The organism is Rummeliibacillus sp. POC4, assembly GCF_003576525.1.
Classification (GTDB): Bacteria; Bacillota; Bacilli; order Bacillales_A; family Planococcaceae; genus Rummeliibacillus.
On record NZ_QWUA01000020.1, the window covers coordinates 21,730 to 38,910 of the forward strand.

20 protein-coding genes are annotated in these 17,181 nt (G+C 33.6%); 13 read left to right on the plus strand and 7 right to left on the minus strand.

Features of this window, described 5'->3' with window-relative positions; all coding sequences use genetic code 11:
* The first annotated feature begins 3 nt into the window (after nucleotides 1–3).
* The 4 genes from D1606_RS07935 (at nucleotide 4) to odhB (ending at nucleotide 6,422) form a co-directional block, all read left to right on the plus strand.
* Nucleotides 4–684 carry a response regulator transcription factor gene (locus D1606_RS07935; protein WP_119415470.1) on the plus strand — a complete coding sequence of 227 codons (681 nt, stop codon included), beginning with the start codon at nucleotides 4–6 and terminating at the stop codon, nucleotides 682–684.
* Nucleotides 681–2,090, plus strand: coding sequence for a HAMP domain-containing sensor histidine kinase (locus D1606_RS07940; protein ID WP_119415471.1), 1,410 nt, complete (start codon nucleotides 681–683; stop codon nucleotides 2,088–2,090). Before D1606_RS07935 ends, D1606_RS07940 begins: the two co-directional genes overlap by 4 nt.
* 243 nt (nucleotides 2,091–2,333) lie before the next feature.
* Nucleotides 2,334–5,138 (plus strand): 2-oxoglutarate dehydrogenase E1 component, encoded by a 2,805-nt coding sequence (locus D1606_RS07945; RefSeq protein ID WP_119415472.1) that lies wholly within the window; start codon nucleotides 2,334–2,336, stop codon nucleotides 5,136–5,138.
* Nucleotides 5,139–5,165: 27 nt separating this feature from the next.
* Nucleotides 5,166–6,422: a 2-oxoglutarate dehydrogenase complex dihydrolipoyllysine-residue succinyltransferase gene (odhB, locus tag D1606_RS07950; RefSeq protein WP_119415473.1), complete on the plus strand. Its 1,257-nt coding sequence runs from the start codon at nucleotides 5,166–5,168 to the stop codon at nucleotides 6,420–6,422.
* Nucleotides 6,423–6,477: 55 nt separating this feature from the next.
* Here the strand turns inward: odhB and D1606_RS07955 are convergent, their stop codons facing one another.
* The 6 genes from D1606_RS07955 to D1606_RS07980 form a co-directional block, all read right to left on the minus strand.
* The gene (locus tag D1606_RS07955; protein ID WP_119415474.1) at nucleotides 6,478–7,686 is read right to left on the minus strand and encodes a tyrosine-type recombinase/integrase; all 1,209 of its coding nucleotides are present in this window, start codon (nucleotides 7,684–7,686) and stop codon (nucleotides 6,478–6,480) included.
* Between the two features lie 83 nt (nucleotides 7,687–7,769).
* A complete protein-coding gene (locus D1606_RS07960; RefSeq protein WP_158582340.1) occupies nucleotides 7,770–8,249 on the minus strand; it encodes an ImmA/IrrE family metallo-endopeptidase in 480 nt (159 codons plus the stop codon).
* Nucleotides 8,250–8,319: 70 nt separating this feature from the next.
* On the minus strand, nucleotides 8,320–8,841 hold the full coding sequence (locus D1606_RS07965; RefSeq protein WP_119415476.1) for a hypothetical protein: 522 nt from the start codon (nucleotides 8,839–8,841) through the stop codon (nucleotides 8,320–8,322).
* A 14-nt stretch (nucleotides 8,842–8,855) separates the two neighbouring features.
* The gene (locus D1606_RS07970) at nucleotides 8,856–9,797 is read right to left on the minus strand and encodes a DUF4747 family protein (protein ID WP_119415477.1); all 942 of its coding nucleotides are present in this window, start codon (nucleotides 9,795–9,797) and stop codon (nucleotides 8,856–8,858) included.
* Between the two features lie 142 nt (nucleotides 9,798–9,939).
* Nucleotides 9,940–10,857, minus strand: coding sequence for a PH domain-containing protein (locus D1606_RS07975; RefSeq protein ID WP_119415478.1), 918 nt, complete (start codon nucleotides 10,855–10,857; stop codon nucleotides 9,940–9,942).
* A 154-nt stretch (nucleotides 10,858–11,011) separates the two neighbouring features.
* Nucleotides 11,012–11,371 carry a helix-turn-helix domain-containing protein gene (locus D1606_RS07980; protein WP_119415479.1) on the minus strand — a complete coding sequence of 120 codons (360 nt, stop codon included), beginning with the start codon at nucleotides 11,369–11,371 and terminating at the stop codon, nucleotides 11,012–11,014.
* Nucleotides 11,372–11,540: 169 nt separating this feature from the next.
* Here D1606_RS07980 and D1606_RS07985 point away from each other — a divergent pair, with 169 nt between their 5' ends.
* The 3 genes from D1606_RS07985 to D1606_RS07995 all read left to right on the plus strand — a co-directional run bounded on the left by D1606_RS07985 (nucleotide 11,541) and on the right by D1606_RS07995 (nucleotide 13,065).
* Nucleotides 11,541–11,750: a helix-turn-helix domain-containing protein gene (locus D1606_RS07985; RefSeq protein ID WP_233548050.1), complete on the plus strand. Its 210-nt coding sequence runs from the start codon at nucleotides 11,541–11,543 to the stop codon at nucleotides 11,748–11,750.
* Nucleotides 11,751–11,787: 37 nt separating this feature from the next.
* Nucleotides 11,788–12,063 carry a helix-turn-helix transcriptional regulator gene (locus tag D1606_RS07990; protein WP_119415480.1) on the plus strand — a complete coding sequence of 92 codons (276 nt, stop codon included), beginning with the start codon at nucleotides 11,788–11,790 and terminating at the stop codon, nucleotides 12,061–12,063.
* 201 nt (nucleotides 12,064–12,264) lie between these two features.
* On the plus strand, nucleotides 12,265–13,065 hold the full coding sequence (locus D1606_RS07995) for a phage antirepressor KilAC domain-containing protein (RefSeq protein ID WP_119415481.1): 801 nt from the start codon (nucleotides 12,265–12,267) through the stop codon (nucleotides 13,063–13,065).
* A 135-nt stretch (nucleotides 13,066–13,200) separates the two neighbouring features.
* On the opposite strand, the gene D1606_RS08000 is transcribed toward D1606_RS07995, so the two are convergent.
* Nucleotides 13,201–13,512: a hypothetical protein gene (locus D1606_RS08000; RefSeq protein ID WP_119415482.1), complete on the minus strand. Its 312-nt coding sequence runs from the start codon at nucleotides 13,510–13,512 to the stop codon at nucleotides 13,201–13,203.
* Between the two features lie 92 nt (nucleotides 13,513–13,604).
* On the opposite strand from D1606_RS08000, the gene D1606_RS08005 reads away from it, so the two are divergent.
* From D1606_RS08005 to D1606_RS08030, 6 genes are all read left to right on the plus strand, one after another.
* Entirely contained in the window at nucleotides 13,605–13,904 is a 300-nt protein-coding gene (locus tag D1606_RS08005; protein WP_119415483.1) for a hypothetical protein, read from the plus strand.
* A gap of 84 nt (nucleotides 13,905–13,988) precedes the next feature.
* Nucleotides 13,989–14,504: a helix-turn-helix domain-containing protein gene (locus D1606_RS08010; RefSeq protein ID WP_119415484.1), complete on the plus strand. Its 516-nt coding sequence runs from the start codon at nucleotides 13,989–13,991 to the stop codon at nucleotides 14,502–14,504.
* A 323-nt stretch (nucleotides 14,505–14,827) separates the two neighbouring features.
* Nucleotides 14,828–15,721, plus strand: a complete 894-nt coding sequence (locus D1606_RS08015) for a conserved phage C-terminal domain-containing protein (RefSeq protein WP_119415485.1) — start codon at nucleotides 14,828–14,830, stop codon at nucleotides 15,719–15,721.
* Nucleotides 15,618–16,568, plus strand: coding sequence for an ATP-binding protein (locus D1606_RS08020; RefSeq protein WP_119415486.1), 951 nt, complete (start codon nucleotides 15,618–15,620; stop codon nucleotides 16,566–16,568). The genes D1606_RS08015 and D1606_RS08020 overlap by 104 nt, the downstream gene beginning before the upstream one ends.
* Entirely contained in the window at nucleotides 16,568–16,792 is a 225-nt protein-coding gene (locus tag D1606_RS08025) for a hypothetical protein (protein ID WP_119415487.1), read from the plus strand. The genes D1606_RS08020 and D1606_RS08025 overlap by 1 nt, the downstream gene beginning before the upstream one ends.
* Entirely contained in the window at nucleotides 16,789–17,025 is a 237-nt protein-coding gene (locus D1606_RS08030; RefSeq protein ID WP_119415488.1) for a hypothetical protein, read from the plus strand. The genes D1606_RS08025 and D1606_RS08030 overlap by 4 nt, the downstream gene beginning before the upstream one ends.
* Nucleotides 17,026–17,181: the final 156 nt, after the last annotated feature.

Below are 17,181 nucleotides of genomic sequence, written 5' to 3' on the forward strand. Positions count from 1 at the left end.
GATATGAAAAAGCATATATTATTAGTAGAAGACGAAAAAAATATTGCACGGTTCATCGAACTAGAATTAAAGCATGAGCAGTTTGACGTGACAGTTAGTTACAATGGGCGGGAAGGTTTACAAATTGCATCTGATGAGACAAAACATTTTGATATTATTCTCTTAGATGTCATGCTTCCAGAGTTAAATGGTATCGAGATTTGTAGAAGGGTTCGAAGTCATTCTGATGTGCCGATAATTCTAATTACTGCAAGAGATGCAGTGATGGATCGAGTAGCCGGTCTTGATGCGGGAGCAGATGATTATATTGTTAAACCATTTGCAATTGAAGAGTTACTTGCACGCATACGTTCTATTTTAAGAAGAACGAACCAATTAGAGAAAGAGTCAAAACTTCTCCAATTTAAGAATATTACTATAAACCAAGAAGCTTATAGTGCATATATTGATCATCGGTTACTAGAGTTAACAAAGACAGAATTTGACTTATTGTGCTTACTTATTTCCAATAAAAATAGAGTTTGTACTAGGGATCAAATTTTAGAAAACGTTTGGGGATACCATACGGATGTAGAAACAAATGTCGTAGATGTATACATACGACATCTACGTTCAAAACTTCCGAAAGAAGCAAGTTCTTACATTGAAACTGTAAGAGGAGTAGGGTATGTGATGAGAGAATGAAAAAGTTTGTAAATGTTTCTATAAAAAATCAATCTTTGAAGACAAAGTGGGCGTTAACGTCCGCTTTTGTTATTTTCATCAGTTTTACCATCATATGTTCGGTATTATATTGGTCATTACACTCTTGGTTATTATCTGAGCAACAGCAATCAGTTAATCGGACAATGGATGATTTAACCGTGTTTTTTGAATCAGAAGGAAATGCAATCACTATTGATGATATTAGATCAAATAAAGGTCTGATGAACTCAATTATTGACAAAAGCCAAACCGTTCGGATTCTAAATAAAGACGGGATTGAGATATTACGTATTAATGATACGATTTCTAAAACTCCAGATATACCAAAGAGTGTACCTCTTCAAGGTTATGTTGTAGATAAGCAGAAAATTGAGGGGATAGAAAGTTTTGTTGCAACGGGCAAAATAGAAATAGGATTTTTCCAAGGATATATTCAATTGACACATCCATTAACGGCTTTTCAATCATTGATGAATTATTTACTAATGGCAATGTTAATATCTGGGTTAGGTGCATTAGTTTTGTCAGCATATATTGGCTATGTTTTAGCAAATGTGTTGTTAAAACCGTTACATAATTTGCGACAAGAGATGATTTCTGTTGCCGAAGAAGGCTTTGAAGCGCCAATACAGATGATATATAACAGAGAAGACGAAATAGGTGATTTACTACGAGTTTATCGCAAAATGATGGGAGAACTAGAACAGTCATTTCTTTTACAACAACAATTTATCTCAGATGCATCGCATGAGCTTAGAACCCCTATTCAGGTTGTTGAAGGTCATTTATCTTTGATACAACGATGGGGAAAAGACGAACCAGAAGTTTTAAATGAGTCACTTGAAATTTCATTATCAGAAATTAAACGTATGAAAAATTTGATAGGAGAAATGCTAGAACTAGCCAGAGGTGAATCTCATGATCATGATAATTCATGCGATATTTTGGCCGTAACAAATGAAATTATTCAAGAACAGAAAATTCTTTATCCAGATATAACGGTTAATGTGAATCACCAAAAACTTACTAGTAATTTTGCATTGATTTCCCAAAATGCTTTTGGGCAAATAATACGTAACTTATTACAAAATGCAATTCGCTATTCTAATGACCATCCATCTATTCAAATAAACTTGACAAATGACTTGAAGCATTGCAAAATCGAAGTCGAAGATAACGGTATTGGCATCGCAGAAAATGACTTAACACATATTTTTGATCGGTTTTATCGAGTAGATGATGCACGTTCAAGAGATGAAGGTGGCACTGGCTTAGGACTAAGTATTGTCAAAATGTTAGTGAATAAGTATGGCGGTGAAGTAACTGTAACCAGTAAACTGGGTTTAGGAACAAAGTTCTTAGTGATACTACCTTCTAAAAAATAACTCTTTTTTTGAAGATTTATTCAAGAATTCCATCATTCGAGATAAAAATTGCTCAATTCTCAACAAAAATATTGAATTATTTGTGAAGAGTAGTAAGATTGAAAGGAAAAATGTTCTTCCCAGCATGTAACATTACATACGTGTATCTTCAGCAGGAAGAATTGTAAAATATATAGTGGATTTCAGAATTATTCTTTTAATTAATGGAACTGCCACTTGGCAAAAAACTTGGAGGTAATTCTCATGTCAAACAACGTTTCACTTGCAAGCTCACCATGGTCTGCATTTTCAGGTCCAAACCTTGGCTATGTGATGGATATGTATGATTTATACTTAACATCTCCTGAAGAAGTAGATGCAGAACTTGTGGCACTTTTTGAACAATATGGCGCACCTGTAGTAGAAACAATTGAAACAACTACAAATGTCGCTCCAGGTAATATTGAGAAAGTTTTAGCTGCAGTAAAATACGCTGATGCGATTCGCGCACATGGTCATTTAGCTGCTGATATTTATCCATTAAATAACCAAACAAAAGATACTACTCGTATTGAAGCGGCAACTTATGGACTAACTGATGGGGATTTAGCGAATATTCCTGCATCAGTATTATTAAACGAAATTCCTGTAAACGTTCACAATGGATTAGATGCCATAAATTACCTGAAAGAAATTTATACAAGCAAAATTGCTTATGAATTTAATCATGTAGTAGGTAAAGAAGAAAGACAATGGATTCAATCTAAAATTGAAAACGGTACACTTAACGGAAAACTTTCTGCTGATGACAAAAAAGAAATTCTTTCTTTGTTAAACAAAGTTGAAGGTTTCGAACAATTCATGCATAAAACTTTTGTTGGTGTTAAACGTTTCTCAATTGAAGGCGTTGATGCATTAGTTGTTTTAATCGATGAAATTATCCGTCGTTCTGAAGACAAAGGTTCAAAAGATATTATGATTGGTATGGCACACCGTGGTCGTTTAAACGTACTAACTCATAATGTGCATAAACCATATGAAATGATGTTAGCTGACTTTGCTCATGTACCTAGTGAATTATTCGTACCGAAAGACGGTTCATTAATCGCTACAAAAGGTTGGTCAAATGATGCAAAATACCACCTTGGAGCAACATATAAAGCACCAAATGGTACTACTATTAAATTAGCTTATAACCCATCACACTTAGAAGTAGTTAGTCCAGTTGTTACTGGTCAAGCTCGTGCAGCTCAAGATGATACATCTAAACCAGGTCTTCCTGTTCAAGATCCTTCAAAATCATTAGCAATCTTGGTTCATGGTGATGCAGCATTTGCTGGTCAAGGTATCGTAACTGAAACTTTGAACTACTCTCGTACTAAAGGTTTCAATACTGGTGGTTCAATCCATATTATTGCGAATAACATGATTGGATTTACTACTGAACGCTTCGATTCACGTTCTACTGTTTATTCTTCAGACCCAGCGAAAGGTTATGAAGTACCAGTAATTCACGTAAATGCGGATTCTCCAGAAGAAGTTGTTCAAGTAGCACGTTTTGCAGTAGAATACCGTGCAAAATTTGGTAAAGATATTTTAATCGATTTAATCGGTTACCGTCGTTATGGTCATAACGAAATGGATGAACCAATGATTACAAACCCAGAAATGTATAACATTGTACACAATCATGACACAGTACGTGCTTTATACGGTAAAGAATTAGTTTCTGAAGGTGTTGTAACTGAAGCAGATGTAACTAAACTACAAGCCGACATCAAGGCAGAATTACAAGCTGCTCTTGACCATGTTAAAGAAGTTGGTAAAGGGAAAGTTACAAGCCACGAAATGCCTGAAGCTGTGAAAAATGGTTTTACAGAAGAAGTTGAAACAGCAGTTGATCGCGAACGTTTAGAAAAAATGAATGAAGAACTTCTAACATTCCCAGAAGACTTCAATGTATTTAGAAAACTAAACAAAATCTTAAACCGTCGTCGTGATCCATTTGAAGGTAAAGGTAAAATTGACTGGGGTCATGCTGAAACTCTTGCATTTGGTACAATCCTACAAGATGGTCATCCAGTACGTATCACAGGTCAAGATGCTCAACGTGGTACATTCTCTCAACGCCACCTTGTTCTTCATGATGAAAAAGATGGTAAAGAAATTGTTCCATTGCACAACATTTCTGGTTCAAAAGCATCTTTCGCACCAATCAACAGTCCATTATCTGAAGCTTCAATCGTAGGTTATGAATACGGTTATAACTTAGAAAACGAAAATGCGCTAACTATTTGGGAAGCTCAATATGGTGACTTTGCGAATATGGCACAAGTAATGTTCGATAACTTCATCTCAGGAACACGTTCTAAATGGGGCGTTAAATCAGGTGTTGTTTTATCATTACCACACTCTGCTGAAGGTCAAGGTTCAGAACATACAAGCGCTCGTCTAGAACGTTTCTTACAATTATCAGCAGAAAATAACTGGACAGTTGTAATGCTTTCAAGTGCAGCTAACTACTTCCACTTATTACGTCATCATGCAGCAACTCTTGGTACAGAAGCAGTTCGTCCATTAGTTATGATGTCACCAAAATCACTTCTACGTAACCAAATCGTAGCAGCTGATGTTGAAGAGTTAACAACTGGTCATTATCGTACAGTGATTGAACATCCAACAACTGGTCAAAATGCTGATAAAGTTGAAAAAATCGTATTTGCATCAGGGAAAATGGCAATCGATATCGCAGAAAAAGTGGGCAACGGAGAAGGTTTTGAACACCTACACTTAGTACGTGTTGAACAACTATATCCATTCCCTAAAGAAGAAATTGCTGAAATCCTTGCAAAATTCCCTAATGTTAAAACACTTGCATGGGCACAAGAAGAACCTAAAAACATGGGATCTTGGTTCTTCGCAGATCCATTCCTACGTGATTTAGCTAAGGAAGATCAAGAAGTTGTATATATTGGACGTCCAGAACATTCAAGCCCTGCTGAAGGCGATGCAGATTCTTATAAAGAAGCACAAGCAATCGTCATCGAAAATGCAGTAGCTCGTAAATAGTGCAAACTACTAAAGGAGGAAAATAAAGTGGCAGACATTATCGTTCCAGAATTAGCAGAATCAATTACAGAAGGTGAAATCGTACGTTGGGTTAAACAAGTAGGTGACCCTGTAGAAAAAGGCGAATTCATCGTAGAATTAGAAACTGATAAAGTAAACGCTGAAATCATTTCTGAAGAAGCTGGTGTTCTTACAGAAATTTTAGCTCAAGAAGGCGAAGTAGTAGAAGTAGGTGCTGTAATCGCACGAGTTCAAGAAGGCGCAGTTGCTGCAGCTCCAGCTCCAAAAGAAGCACCAAAAGCTGAAGCTCCAAAACAAGAAGCACCAAAAGCAGAAGTAAAACCTGCTGCAGCTCCAGTAGTAGAAGAAACTTCTTCTACAGAACGAGTAATTGCTAGTCCAGCAGCTCGTAAATTAGCTCGTGAAAAAGGCATCGATTTAGCTGCAGTTTCACCAGTAGACCCACAAGGTCGTGTACGTGTTCAAGACGTTGCTGCATATAACGCAGCTCCAGCGGCTCCTGCTGCTCAACCAGCAGCTCCAAAAGCTGCTCCAGCACCAGTTGCAAAAGCTGTAGATGAATCACGTGTAGAAGTAGTGAAAATGACTCGTCGTCAACAAACTGCTGCAAAACGTTTACTTGAAGTATCTCAAAATACTGCAATGCTAACTACTTTCAACGAAATTGACATGACTAACGTTATGGCACTTCGTAAACGTAAAAAAGAAGCATTCCAAGAAGCACATGATGGTACTCGTCTAGGCTTCATGTCATTCTTTACAAAAGCTGTAACTGCTGCACTTAAAAAATACCCAGCAGTTAACGCTAAAATTGTTGGTGATGAAATTCACTACAACAAATTCTTTGATATCGGTGTTGCAGTAGCTACTCCAGACGGATTAGTTGTACCAAACGTTCGTGACACTGATCGCAAAAACTTTGCTGAAATCGAAGCTTCAATTGCTGATTTAGCAACTAAAGCTCGTAACAAAAAATTATCACTTCAAGATCTTGAAGGCGGTTCTTTCACTATTACAAACGGTGGTGTATTCGGTTCATTAATGTCTACACCAATCATCAACGGTGACCAAGCTGCTATCCTTGGCATGCACAACATCGTGAAACGCCCAATCGCAGTTGGCGATGAAATCCAAATCCGTCCAATGATGTATGTAGCATTATCTTATGACCACCGCATCATCAACGGTAAAGAATCAGTTGGATTCTTAAAAATGGTTAAAGATTTACTTGAAAACCCAGAAGATTTATTGCTAGAAGCTTAATCTGACGGGCTTTATAGAACTTTATAGAACCTATCGCTTACACTCAGACCACCCTTTAATTAGGGTGGTTTTTTTGTTTTTTAAGCTCCGTGACTCCCATATGACTCCCGGAGCTTTTTTTTGTTGGCTCATTTAAGTAATCTATGAGCAAATCGGTCGTTTTTTCAATTGTCTCAGTAGTCACATGAGTATAGATGTTCATGGTTGTTTCGATATGAGCATGTCCTAATAGTTTTTGAACCACTTTAATATCCACACCTGCAGCAAATAAGAGTGATGCACAAGAGTGACGTAAACCATGGACAGTTATACGAGGTAGGTCAAAACGCTTGCAAAGCTTGTTTAAGACTTCGTTAACGTAAGAATTACGAAAAGGTTCAAAAGATGTCTCTTTTATAAAAATGAAATTATATTTTAGCTTTTCTCCTGACATAAGGCGAAGCTTTTTATTTTGTCTAATAAGATTTTTTAGTATTTCAAAGGTTTCTGGATCTAAGTGAATATCACGAACTGAAGAGGAAGTCTTTGGTTTCAGTAATTGGAAGTTGCCATCTTCATCATAAAAAAGCGTTTTTGTAATGCTAATTGTATGTGTTTTATCGTGCAAATCACTTTCCTGCAAAGCTAGTAATTCTCCCTTACGCATACCTGTCAATAGTAATGTACGGAACAGAGCATATCTCTTTAATGTGTCAGTTTCCTTTAGCTTTTCTAAGAAGTACAGTGACTGTTCTTTATTCCAGAATTTTTCTAGTTTTTCATCCTCTTCAAAGATTGTAGTCTTAGGATATACAGTATTATTAAAAGGGGATGATTCAATATAATCATTCCGTACTGCGAAATCGAATACATTTCGAGCTTGAATCACAAGTGGTTTGTATGATTTTAGTTGAGTTGACATAAAATCAATGTATTTTTGACAGTCTCTCTTTGTAATATCTTTTAATCGTTTATTACCGAATGTGGGAAGAATCCATTTTTTGAAATCAACAGATTTACGATAAATGGTTGATGGCTTTAAGTGCTTCGAATATTCTTCTTCAAATTCTAAAAAGATATCTTTATAAAAATAGTGAGATTTCATATTTTTGCCTAGTCTTGCTTCTTGAGCCTCTAATTGCTTTGCTGCTAATTTAGCTTCGCTAAGCTTTTTAAATCCCCTACGAGAAGTTTTTCTTTTTTCTCTAGTTACTGGATCCGTTAGTGTTATACGAATCATCCAAAACTCGCCTTCAGTAGTTTTATATTTTGAGAATGATGCCATATATATCCTCCTTTTTTATCCTTATTCTAACTACATAAATCGTAGCATCTAGCATCAGTAATTGGTGTGCAACCTTTTCACATTTACCAGGGTATTTGTGAAGGTAATGATAAGTGATTATTGATGTAATGATCTAACCGCTTACAAGCAAATGTAAGGCTTATATGAAATGTGTCTTGTAAAAGACGTACAGCTTCTTGATATGTATTAGGTAAATCAAGTTCATCAATCATAAATGTTGGTGCAGCTGCATGTAAGGCAAAGTTATTAGCCTTGAACTCCTGATATTCAACAAATGAATAAGGGAGGCGTATTTGATCTCCTGCATGTAATAGAACATGTCCTAGCTCATGACAAAATTCTTGCCATTTGAAATTAGGTAGCATCATATTATTTAAAAAGATAAAAGAACTATTATTTATAAAAAGAGCTTGGCTGCCTTCATTCCAGTAAAAAATGCTGATACCTAATCTTTGTGCTATTTCATCTATATTTAGTTGAGTCGGGGAGTGTATATCTAATTGATTATAAAAATGTTGAATGTAGTCTTCTAGGTGAGTCAAAATGTTCATCTCCAATACAAACATATGTTCTTTTTAGTATAAAACAAAACCCCACTAATTGAAAGTGGAGTTAGTTTCCCTTAAAAGAAATTAAAGTTGTTTTTATTACATGTTTTGATAAGAAAATAGTATATAGAATAGAAGTACAAATTATATATAATGTAATAGCAAGATATATTCCTCGGTATGAAACAATAAAATTGATCAGATTAGAGACATCTCTTAAAAAAACAACAAGACTAAGACCTAGTACGATTCCCCACATTAAAACTGTAATAAAAAAAGGAAATAAAAAAATTTCTAGTAGATTAGCTTCTTGCATTTTTGGTATTGCTGGTTTATAAATCACCGAGATAAAAATTGAAAGTGCTGCTAATGAAATTCCAAATATGGATGCAGATGAACCAAAAATCGTGGTGATGTATGTTGTATAAAAATTATCAATATCCTCTAATGAAAGTTTTCTGAGTTCAAAAAAATACAGGAGACTTAAAAAAATAAATGGAACAATAAAGCTACTCGAAATAAACTCAGAATATTTCGAAGTATAAAATTTAATCGTTGATTGTTTTAATTTATTGAATGATAGCATAAATCTCCCTCCCTTTATTCAAATTTGTCAGCTATGTATTGCACTACTTTAGAAACGATTTTTCCTTGTTTCTCATTAGTAAAAGTTAGATGTTTTTTTGATTTTTTTGAGTTGAATGATTTTTTCTGGGTGATTCTTTTTTTGGTTTTTCTTTTTTTCCCTGAAGGAACAAAAGTGTAATTTTCTCCATGAATTTCTAAATCACCATATCCTGATTCTACCATAGCAACACCATCACTAACAGTTTGAGTTTTAATTTCACTACCTTCAATTAGAACGTCTAATCCTTCTCTTTCGTCTCTAAGAGTAATGTCAACTTTTTTTGCACCTGTATCAGTAACCATCTTTTCATACATATTATAGTGTTTTGATCTTGGATTTGGATGGATAAGATTAAATTTAATGCTTTTTATTTTTTCTATTTCTTGTAATTCTTTTATTATATGATATTCTTCGGGAAAAACTTTAATTACCACTTCTCCAACGATTTCGTCTTGGCTAAGCAACTGTGTGAAAAATTTGATGAATTGATCTAAATTAATTTTTCCAGTAGATTCAAATGCAATAATTTCTTTTTCTAAATCATAGATAAACATTGATGAACTTGCAAGTTCTTTATTTGGTTTTGAAAAGTATGTTTGTTGACCATCTTTTACTCGTAAATTCTCAAATTTTGATGTTGTAACATTTCCTAAAATAATACTTCTATTATTTATTTTATCCTCATTAATGTCAGTGAAAGAAAGAGTTCTTTTTTTCATTTTAATATCAGTTGCTGATTTAATTACTCTTGGTATTTCTGTTTCAATTAACTCTTCTAAATTTGGTTTAAATATATTTCCGTGAATATTAATTTTTGCAAAGTAAAATTGCCTTTTACCTATCAAAATTGGATCTTCATTAGAGCCATTTCCTAAATTGAAAGGTTTATCATTTTCAAAATTATTATTAGACATTTTTGAACACCTCAGTATTATATAAAGATATTAAATTTAATCTTCAAAATTATTAACGTTCGCATGCATCCGTCTTTGTCCCTGTCCATTTTGCTTGATAAGCAGAGTGAGTAGAAGACACACCATCTTAAAAATTATTTTCTTAATTTGTATAGGTAATCGAAATCTCAATTCCTAAAGTTAATTCTTTAACAACAACTTTATCTTTATCCGTTTCATAGTCATATTCTAATTCTTTGATTTTCCCTCCAACATAATGTGCATCAATAAGTGAGACATTTTTTGTATCTAGAATGAGTTGTAGTTCTTTTGTTTTATTTATTGGAACATAACCTATATGTGTAGGAGATTCATTTTCACCATATTTTAAAAAAACTTTGATAGCATTTTCATCATATGGATTTGTAGGTTCAGGAATGAAAATTACTTCTTCATCAGATAGATAGAGATCTTCAAACTCTGACGTTCCATCACCGAATTCAATAATTTCTTTGTTAGTTAAACCGTTATATAAATCTATTTCATTCTCTTTACAATATTGTTTCCCTTCTTGTTGTAGTAATTTTTGAATATCTTTTCCTTGATCATTTTCTTTTGTAACCCCAGCAACATTAAAGGTTATTGTTTTTCTTGAAATTGTTTTATGGCTTATTTCTACTTCTGTAACTGGTTGTTCTGTAAGTGTTTTTTGAATTAAACTTTCGACAAATATTTCAGCAGAAACCTTATTTATATTTTTTATTTCAATCCTTTTTCCTTTATGCGTAAAGGAGATTTTAGCAAGAAGTAAACCTGAATCAACTACTGGAAATATAATTTCACTTAATGGATAGTAAAAAACATCAGATTTTAAAAAACCTCTATGGATAAAAATTAAGCGCTTATCTGTACTTGTAATTAAGTAATTTAATTTATTGATGGGGCCACAAATAGCATAGTTAATAATTTCATTAGGATAAAGCAACTTTGCAAGTTCTTTCATTTCTTGCTTCATCCCCAAAAGACCTGTGACCTTACATTCTTTGAATCTCTTGGAAACATCATCATAGGTAATTTGCATTGATATTATTCTCCTTAATATTAATTATCACTTCTAAAAATGATAAAAATTTACAATTTATATTAAAAATTAAGGACACAATTTCTGTGTCCCTTTACATAAATTAATATGAAGTACCCATTATTGGGCTATATCATATTAATTTGCTTATAAACTATAACTCGCCATTATCCTTTAAAATTTCCCACATCTTGCGTAACTTGCGTAAATCTTCTTCCTTCGACTTTGGTAATTCCTTGTACCATTTTTGCAGTGATGGATCATTAGCAAATACTTGGAATTCTTCATTTTCATTTGTTGATTTATTTTGAGTACTCGAACGTCCAAGTAAATAATCCACTGATACTTCAAAATAGTCAGCAATTTTCTCGAGAGTGTCATAATCTGGTTTTCGTTCATCTGACTCATAACGTGATAATACTACATTTGATACGTTAATTTTTTGGGCAAAATCTTTTTGACTAATGTTATATCGTTCACGCAATTGTTTAATTCGTGTTCCTAAAGAGCTCATTAGAACCCCCCTTATATAACCATTATATTAATTAATATTATCATTTACCGCAATGGTAAGAAATTAAATTGACAAAACGGTAATAAAAATGTTGACTTTACCAAAAAGGTAATGATATAGTATGACTATAAAGTTACCAAAAAGGTAATTGATAGGTGGTGCATTATTTTTGAATACCCCAAAAGTTAATTTGCTTTATATAAAGCAACTAAGGGAAGAAAAGAATATCTCTGTTGAACAAATGTCAAAATTATTAGGGTATGTAGGATATCAAGGATACTACTACAAAGAAAAAGGCATTCGAAAAATGAGTGCTGAAGATATTGCTTTAGTAGCTATGACATTAGGTGTTCCGATAGAGAGTCTTTTTTTAAAATGAAAATTACCAGAAAGGTAATCGTAAGGAGGTGATATGTATGGCTTGGAGCATGACGAAACCTAAAAGAAAAAAGAAAAGTAAGCAATTGTGTCCATCCGAAGAATTCAAAAATATAAAAGGTCCAAAGCGTGAGAGATTAATCCTTGAAAGAAAAAAGAGGGGATTAACTCAAAAACAATTGGGTGATTTGATTGGATGTTCAGCGCAAACAATCAGTCGTTTGGAATCTGGAAGAATGAATCCCAATGTTGATCTATCAATGCAATTGGAAAAAATTTTAAAAACCAATTTCTTTGAATTATTTCCAGATTAATAAAAAAACACTTGACATGAACTACGAGAAAATTTCCCATTTTTCATATAAATATATACAAACTGATATGAAAAATAATTAATTATATCTAGTTGAAATGTGTTTCATAAAAAATGATACAAATTAAAAATTGAATAAACATACAAAAATGTAAAAATACAATTTTGTTAAAATGAATTCAAATTTAAGGAGGTATTACAAATGCAAAAAATTGAACAAGTAAATTTACCTGGAACGATTGAAGTATTTAAACATTCGATGTTCGGAGAGTTACCTGTACTTATTAAAAATGGCAAAGAACATTTCACAGCAAAAGTAGTAGCAAAGATGTTAGGGTATTCCAATCCTTCAGATGCAATTCTTCGACACTGTAAAAAAGATGGGGTCGTGTTTCACGAGGTCATCGATTCACTGGGAAGAAAGCAAAGTATGAAATTTATCTCAGAAGGCAATCTTTACCGACTAATCACACATTCCAAACTTCCAAGCGCTGAGCGTTTTGAAAGTTGGGTATTTGATGAAGTGCTACCATCCATCAGAAAGCATGGCACCTACATGACACCGGACACCATTGAAAAAGTGCTTTCGGATCCAGACACTATTATCAAAATTGCCACTCAACTAAAAGAAGAACAGGCAAAACGAATGGCAGCCGAAGCGCAAGTAGAAAAACAAAAACCAAAAGTATTGTTTGCCAGTGCAGTTGAAGCTAGTGAAACATCTATCTTAATTGGCCAACTCGCCAAAATTATTACACAAAATGGGGTAAAGATTGGACAAAATCGCTTGTTCGAATGGCTTCGAGACAATGGGTATTTAGGTAAGAAAGGCGCTCATTATAACGAACCTACACAGTACTCAATGGAGCGTGGTTGGTTTGAAGTAACGGAGCGAACTTTCAATAATCCTGATGGTAGTATTCGTGTTACTCGTACAACCAAGGTAACTGGCAAAGGCCAAGTGTATTTTATCAATAAATTATTGCAAGGCATTGCGGTATAGGAGGTGAAATAAATGGATTTAAAAAATATTACAGTCAAGGTCGAAATCACAAACATAAATGAACTACAAGAATTGCTCCAAAAGGCTACCGACCAATTGGAGCAAATAAAGAACTTTCAAATTAAGGTTAGTAATCTAAAATCCTAAACTTTTTGCAACAAATTCTTCAGTTGCATTACCTAAAAAATCTTCCCATGAAGCATATTGCGAATTGGAAGTAATATATTGATCAATTTCAGAATCAGGAATTTCCTCTAAAGAAGCATATTTAGTGAAAATTTCACCTTTAATAAATTGATCATAAGAAGTAAATGTTGAATTTTGTGTAAGAAATTCATCTGTCAAAAGACCTTCAAGAGGAATTTCATTTGTTCCACTTAGTTCTTCTGCATTTTTTTGAAGATTGTTTAATTCAGCTGAAAGTTCGTCGAATCCATCAATTTTCATAGTCTCACCTCCTCACATTGTCAATATTCGACAAATGAGGAGGAAAGCCTTTAATAAAATTCAATTATTTTTAACAGAAAGGTTGGTGCGCAATGCATACTCCAATATTGTTACAAGAATTAGACGAGCAATATGTGCTTCATAAATTCGAAATTTTGATACAACAAGCTTATGAAAAAGGAATTGAAGATGGCAAAAAACGTTTCACTTATCCGCCAGTGTTAAAACGTGAACATTTGAAAGAAATTCTATCAATTGAAATTCCAACAGTCGATAAGTTGACTCGTGATCCATCATTTCCGAGACTAACTGCAGTGTCTGCAAGATACCCAAGAGATGCAGTTTTTAAATGGATAGAAGAGAACACTACAAAAATTGAAAACTATTCTTAATTTAATTCTATCAAATATGGCAAAAAACGGTGTGCAACTTTAGTACACGAAGACATTCCATTGTGACAAATAGGGGGAATTTATATGAGTAATATGCAATTTTTAATACGCGAACTGCGTGGGGAGAAAACACAGGAACAGTTTGCAGAAAAAATTGGAGTTTCAAGGGAAACGTTATCTCGATATGAGACAGGGCGTATCGATGTACCAATCACAGTTTTAAAAAAGATTTCAGAAGAATTGGATAATCCGGAATTCAATATGCGATTACAATCTGAATTTTTCGGTACTGGTCCAGTTTATCTAGATGGACCGAACGTAGACCTACACAGATCAGCAGTAAAAGAAAAGACGTTAGAAGAATTGGAAGAGGCAATTTCTAGCCTTAAGGATACATGTTTATCAAAACCTTTAAAGAATTTTCAACCTTTTGAGATTCAAAAACTTAGGACTTCATTAGAAGAACTTGTTGAGGCTTCAACAGCAATTTTACAACTAACTGCTGTTCTCTGCTCAGAAGCTGGTATTAGTTATAAGGATCTTTGGACAGACCATTATCTTGATTTGGAAAGTCAAGGCTATATCGGGGGTATGAGATGAGCAAGTTAAATATGTTTTTCTTCAATGAAGAAGTCATTTCTATATCTGATGGGATTTGGTTTTATGGAGGAATTCTAACAATGATAATACTAGGAAGTATCGTATTATGGCCATAAAAAAACTGACTAACTTGTCGGAAGTTAATCAGTAAGTAAAATATCTATGGATTTATTATATCACAGATAGGAGCAATTTGGTTCCTATCATGAAGCGTACAAATAGTATTTATACAAAAATATACTCAAAACTGGATTCGAGACACAGTTTTGTACGCTTCATGATGGGTGAGAACCATCAAAATAATTTTGGGGGAGAGATTTATAATGGCGAAATTCAGATTGGTACATACATCATTTTGGAATGATCCACGTGTTGTAGAAGAAATGACACCAGAAGATAAGTATTTCTTTTTATACTTGTTGACTAATGAATGTACATCACAAATTGGAATTTATCAAATTACGAAAAAACAAATGGCATTTGATTTAGGGCATTCAAATGAATCTATAAATGCTTTAATGCAACGTTTTTTAGATTATCACAAATTGATACGATACAATTCAGAAACTAGGGAAATAGCAATAAAAAACTGGGGCAAATATAATCTAGCACGTGGCGGAAAACCTATCTTAGATTCTGTTATTTCTGAATTAAAACAGATAAAAGATACTTCGTTAATTAAATGGGTTGGGGAAGAAGTAACAAATGAGAGTATAAAACAAATATTCGATACGTACAACGATACGTCTAACGTTACGTCAACGATAAGTGGACAAGAAAAAGAAGAAGAAAAAGAAGAAGAAAAAGAAGAAGAAAAAGAAGAAGAAGTTATTAAGCCGGGCAAGCCCGCCGACACCTCTCTTCCTTATCAATCTATTGTTCTATATCTAAATAAAATGGCTGGTACAAATTATCGACATACAACAAAAAGAACTCAGCAACTTATTAAATCACGATTTAACGAAGGCTTCACAACAGAAGACTTTAAAACAGTGATTGATAAGAAAACAAAAGAATGGCTTCATGATCAACAATTCTCAAAGTACCTTCGCCCAGAAACACTCTTTGGTACAAAGTTTGAATCTTATTTGAATGAAAAGGTAGGTGGAAGAGATGGAAGCTTTAAGTGCAACACTTCAACAAATGATGGAAAAGAATCCAGAATTCAAGAAGCGAATGAAAGACGTGCAAAACTATTACGCGGAGAATCCAATTGAGCAAATCAATAAACCTTCTGATGAGTGTCCTTTTCATAATTGCGATGGTTCAGGATTTTTATGGTTTAAAGATTGGAGTGCAGCTACAGAAATCCAAAAGAACGGAAAGTTGGATGATGAAATAGTTTATAAGTCTGATAAAAAGTTCGAATGGAAAGAGCCTTGTAAGTGTTATGAGCAACGGCAGAAACAAGTAGAACATAAACGTAATCTTGCAACAGCTGGAATCCCTAAATTATTTGCTAATGCAAGGTTTCAAAATTTTAGTACCAAATACGCAGGTGAGAATAAAGAAATTGCAACTATCGCAAAGACTGCAGCAATAAATTATGTAAGCAATTTTAATGTCATGAGACAGAGTGGAAAAGGCCTTTATATCTATAGCGAGACTAAAGGTTCAGGTAAAACAAGGCTATCAGTAACAATTGCAAATGAACTTATAGATAATGGTGAATCAGTTTTAGTTGTAAAAGCTACTAACGTTTCTAAAGAGGTCCGTAAAACTTATAACAAAGATTCAGGAGTAGGTGAACTTGAAATTATTAAAGAATTTCAACAATCACCAGTATTGATAATTGATGATATTGCAGTCGAAAAGCCAACAGACTTTATTGGTGAGCTACTATACAGCATCTTTGATTATCGTGTAGAACATAAACTTCCAACTATCGTAACATCGAATAAAACGATAGAAGAGATGTCAGATATGTATTCAGATGGTCGAGTAAGTAGTAGATTGAAAAAATTATGCATCGAAGTCTATATGCCAGAAGAATCTATGAGAGACCGCGAAAGCGAATACGAAAATAATCAGCTTGAGGAATTGCTTTTTAAGGAGGCTAACTAATGAGTGGAAAAATGAAACCAACATTCATAGGATTTGGACCAACAAAAGCATACGCAGTTATCTTTTGGAAAAAGAATGATGACCTAGTTGCAAAAACAGTTTGCTATAGCGAACAAGATGTAAGTGAGATGTTTGGCAAGTTTGTAACTCCTGGATCTCTTTATAACGATTTTGACGGTTATGAAATCACTTATTTGAAAAATAGAGAAGTGGCTGCATCATGACAACTCACCCCTTTAAAATCGGTAATCGTCAACCAAATCTAGTAGCGCATGAAATTGAAATGCTTGAAAAATTAAATGCAAAGCATCAAAAAAAGTACGGTACAAAAGACCGTCAGCAATATGTATTTGAAAACATTATCAGAGTGGAACGAGATTTTCAAAAGCAATGTTTCAATGTGTATTTTCAAAATGGTGAATGGTTTCACTATTGCTTAGATGGTGAGGTTTATTGATAGACATTAGAAGAATTAAGGTGAAGAAAATGAAAATGGAGTTTCTAATATTAATTAATATTTCCTTTCAACCACAATACCAACAGTTAGCGTTGCTATTGTGATCTTACATCACTAATTAAGATTTAAAGATATACAAATTTGAATCTTAATAGT